The organism is Nocardioides sp. (assembly GCF_035547795.1).
Taxonomy (GTDB): Bacteria; Actinomycetota; Actinomycetes; order Propionibacteriales; family Nocardioidaceae; genus Nocardioides.
In genome coordinates, this window is sequence record NZ_DASZUF010000108.1 from 1 (window position 1) to 3,683 (window position 3,683).

At 71.1% G+C, this 3,683-nt stretch carries 6 protein-coding genes; all 6 read left to right on the forward strand.

The features are described from left to right. The coding region (gene fliN / locus VHA72_RS07460) for a flagellar motor switch protein FliN (RefSeq protein WP_325573815.1) at window positions 1-845 on the forward strand (845 nt) is incomplete at its 5' end. Continuing rightward, the gene (locus VHA72_RS07465) at window positions 845-1,279 is read left to right on the forward strand and encodes a flagellar biosynthetic protein FliO (RefSeq protein WP_325573816.1); all 435 of its coding nucleotides are present in this window, start codon (window positions 845-847) and stop codon (window positions 1,277-1,279) included. The genes fliN and VHA72_RS07465, both read left to right, overlap by 1 nt. Continuing rightward, on the forward strand, window positions 1,276-2,061 hold the full coding sequence (gene fliP / locus VHA72_RS07470) for a flagellar type III secretion system pore protein FliP (protein WP_325573817.1): 786 nt from the start codon (window positions 1,276-1,278) through the stop codon (window positions 2,059-2,061). Before VHA72_RS07465 ends, fliP begins: the two co-directional genes overlap by 4 nt. Next, complete coding sequence (locus tag VHA72_RS07475; protein WP_325573818.1) at window positions 2,051-2,350, forward strand: flagellar biosynthetic protein FliQ; 300 nt, start codon at window positions 2,051-2,053, stop codon at window positions 2,348-2,350. Before fliP ends, VHA72_RS07475 begins: the two co-directional genes overlap by 11 nt. A gap of 9 nt (window positions 2,351-2,359) precedes the next feature. After that, window positions 2,360-3,124 (forward strand): flagellar biosynthetic protein FliR, encoded by a 765-nt coding sequence (locus VHA72_RS07480; protein ID WP_325573819.1) that lies wholly within the window; start codon window positions 2,360-2,362, stop codon window positions 3,122-3,124. Window positions 3,125-3,137: 13 nt separating this feature from the next. Then, the coding region (locus VHA72_RS07485; RefSeq protein ID WP_325573820.1) for an EscU/YscU/HrcU family type III secretion system export apparatus switch protein at window positions 3,138-3,683 on the forward strand (546 nt) is incomplete at its 3' end.

Below are 3,683 nucleotides of genomic sequence, written 5' to 3' on the forward strand. Positions count from 1 at the left end.
ACGACCTCGCCGCCGGCGCGGCCGACGCCGCCGCCGCCGTCCTGCCCTCCGCCTCGCCGCTGACCGCCGGCCCGGCCCAGCCCGGCTCGCCGCACGTGACCGCCGCCTTCGCCGGCGCGGCCATCGCGGAGCTGGACGGCGCCGTACCGGGCCTGGTCGCGGTGCTGGTCGGCCAGGACCTGGTCGACGCGCTCGCCTCCTCGCCGCTGGGCGGCCTGGACCTGGCCGCCGCCACCCAGCCGGCGCTGGACGCCGCGGCGGCGTTCCTCGGCGGCCGGGCGCGCGCGGCCCGCTCCGTCGAGCTGGGCCTGGTCGTGAACGACCTGGGCGGCGAGTTCACCACCGTCCCCCTCATCGGCACCGGGATCGCCGGCGCGCTGCTGATCCCGCAGGAGACGCTGCGCCAGGCGCGGCCCGGACTGGCCGCGGAGGAGGTCCCGGCTCCGGCGGCGCCGGCGGCCGCACCCGCTCCGAGCGTCACTCCCGCCCCGATGACCAACCCGCTGCCGGCTCCCCCGGGCAGCGGCGCTCCGGCGGGCACGCACACCACCCCGGTGCCGCAGCCCCGCGACGCCGGCGCCCCGCTGACGGTGGGCGCGCGCGGCATCGAGATGCTGCACGGCGTCGACATGGAGGTCACCGTCGAGCTCGGCCGCACCCGGATGACGGTGCGCGACCTGCTCGCGCTGGCACCCGGCGCCGTACTCGAGCTGGACCGCGCGGCCGGCAGCCCCGCCGACCTGCTGGTCAACGGCCGTCTGATCGCCCGCGGCGAGGTCGTCGTGGTGGACGAGGACTTCGGCCTGCGCGTGACCGAGATCCTCGACGACGCGGCGACGGCCTGATGACCGAACTCGCTCTGCGCCTGCTCTTCTCGCTGGCGGTCGTCATCGGCCTCCTGCTGCTGCTGTCCCGGATGGCGGGCAAGCGGTTCCGCGGGCGGGCCGGCGCGCCGATCCAGGTGGTGCACCGCCAGGCGCTCACCCGCGGCTCCGGCGTGGCGGTCGTGACCGTCGCCGGCCGGGTGCTGGTGCTCGGCACCACCGACCACGAGGTCACCCTGCTCACCGAGCTCGAGCCCGAGGAGCTCGAGCTCGAGGTTGAGCCCCACGGGCCTGCCGCCATGACCGCTGAGGAACAGCCGGTCCGCGTCATGCCGACCCACCGAGCCGCCCCACAGCAGACCAAGGATGGTCCGCTGGTCGGCTCGGTGCTGTCCCCGGACACCTGGCGCCAGGCGCTGCGGGTGACCCGTGGGACGTCTCGCAACGCCTCATGACGGCGCTGGTACGGCGCGCCGGCACCCTGCTGCTGCTCACCACGGTGCTGCTCATCGGCACCGTCACCGCGGCCACCGCCGCACCCACCGGACCGACCGGGCCGGGCGGCGGGTCGAGCACCGTCAACGTCGACATCAGCGGCCTGGCGAACAAGCCGTCCACGTCGCTGGTCACGATCCTCGCGCTGACGCTGCTCAGCGTCGCGCCGGCGATCCTGCTGACCTGCACCAGCTTCACCAAGATCCTGGTGGTGCTCGGCCTGACCCGCAACGCGCTCGGGCTGCAGGGCACGCCGCCGAACCAGGTGCTGGCCGGGCTCGCGCTGTTCCTGAGCCTGTTCGTGATGGCGCCGGTGGTCTCGGCGGTCAACGACGCCGGCGTGCAGCCCTACCTGCACGGGACCAAGACGGCCGCGCAGGCCTACGACGCCGGTGTGAAGCCGCTCAAGACGTTCATGCTCAAGAACACCGACGACGACGAGCTGCAGCTGCTGACCAGCGTGGCCAAGCGCGACCTACCCAAGAACCGCGACGACGTCTCGATGGCCACGCTGGTGCCGGCGTTCGTGCTCTCCGAGCTCAAGGACGCCTTCGTCATCGGGTTCATCATCTTCATCCCGTTCCTGATCATCGACGTCGTGGTCAGCGGCGCACTGATGGCACTGGGCATGATGATGATGCCGCCGGTGATGGTGTCCCTCCCCTTCAAGATGCTGCTCTTCGTCCTGGTGGACGGCTGGGCGCTGGTGATCAGATCGCTGGTGGCGAGCTATGCGCATTGACGCCCTGCCCCCACTGGCGGTGACCGATACCGCCGTCATGCACCTGGCCCTCCAGGTGATGCTGGTCTGCCTGAAGCTGTCGGCCCCGATCCTGCTGACAGCGCTGGTGATCGGGTTCGCGATCTCGCTGTTCCAGTCGATCACCCAGATCCAGGAGTTCACCCTGGCCTTCGTCCCCAAGGTGGTCGGCATCGGGCTGGTCCTGCTGATCAGCGGCAACTGGATGCTGCACACGCTGATCGCGTTCACCCAGAAGCTCTTCGCGCAGATCCCCTCCCTGCTGAACTGAGCCGCGGCCATGACCATCTCGATCGCGGGCACCTCGCTGATGGCCTACCTGCTCGCCTCGCTGCGGGTCGGGGCCTGGCTGATGCTGGCGCCGCCGTTCAACACCCGGTCGGTGCCGGCGATGGCCAAGGTCGTGCTGGCGCTGGGCGTCTCCTTCGCGATCGCGCCGACACTGGCCACCCAGCGGCTGCCGAGTACGACGCCCGAGCTGCTCGTGGTCGCCGTGACCCAGCTGGTGATCGGCGCCGGGATGGGGTTCTTGACCCAGGTGCTGTTCGCCGCGATCTCGGCGGCCGGGTCGCTGGTCGACGTCTACGGCGGCTTCCAGCTGGCCGCCGCCTTCGACCCGCTGTCGATGAACACCAACAGCGTCTTCGGTCGGTTCTACGAGATGATCACCACCACCCTGCTGGTGGCGACCGGCGGCCACCTGCTGGTGCTCGGCGGCCTGCTCAACACGTTCCACTACCTGCCGCTGATGGCCTCTCCCGACCTGAGCACGTGGGGCGACGTGCTCACCACGGCCGCCGGCATGATGTTCAGCGTCGGGGTGCAGATCGCACTGCCGATGGTCGCCGTACTCTTCGTCGCGGACCTCGCCCTCGCCCTGCTGACCAAGGTGGCGCCGGCAATGCACGCGATGACGGTGATGTATCCCGTCAAGATCGGCCTGACGCTGCTGCTGGTCGGGCTCTCCTTCCCGGTGCTGCCGCAGGCGCTCTCCCGGCTGGTCGACCTGGTCGGCCAGGCCACCACCGCGATGGCCGGCGGCTGAGGGGCGAGCGGGCATGGCCGACCCACGCAAGACAGAGAAGCCCACCCCCAAGCGCCGGCAGGAGGCGCGCAAGAAGGGCCAGATCCCGCGCACCCAGGAGCTCGGCCAGTGGCTGACGGTCCTGCTGCTCTCGATGGCCATCGGGCCGCTGCTCAAGCACGAGATCGGGGTGTGGGAGGACACCATGACCGGCTGCTTCCGCGCGATCCAGGATCCGCAGCCGGCGGTGGCGCTGGACCTGCTCGGCGCCGCGATGAAGCACGCCTTCATGGCCGTGGTCACCCTCGGGCTGATCGTGATGGCCGTCGGCGTGCTCAGCTCGGTCGCCCAGGGCGGCTTCGTGCTCGCCACCAAGGCGCTCAAGCCGAACTTCGGCAAGCTCAACCTGATCAAGGGCTTCAAGCAGCACCTGCTCAGCCCGCAGGTGCTGTGGAACGCCGCCAAGACGCTGCTCAAGAGCGCCGTGGTCGGCCTGATCGGGTACGCCGCGATCCGTTCCATCATGCCGCTGCTCGGCGGCCTGATGCCGATGAGCACCGTCGTGGAGGTCGTCCAGCAG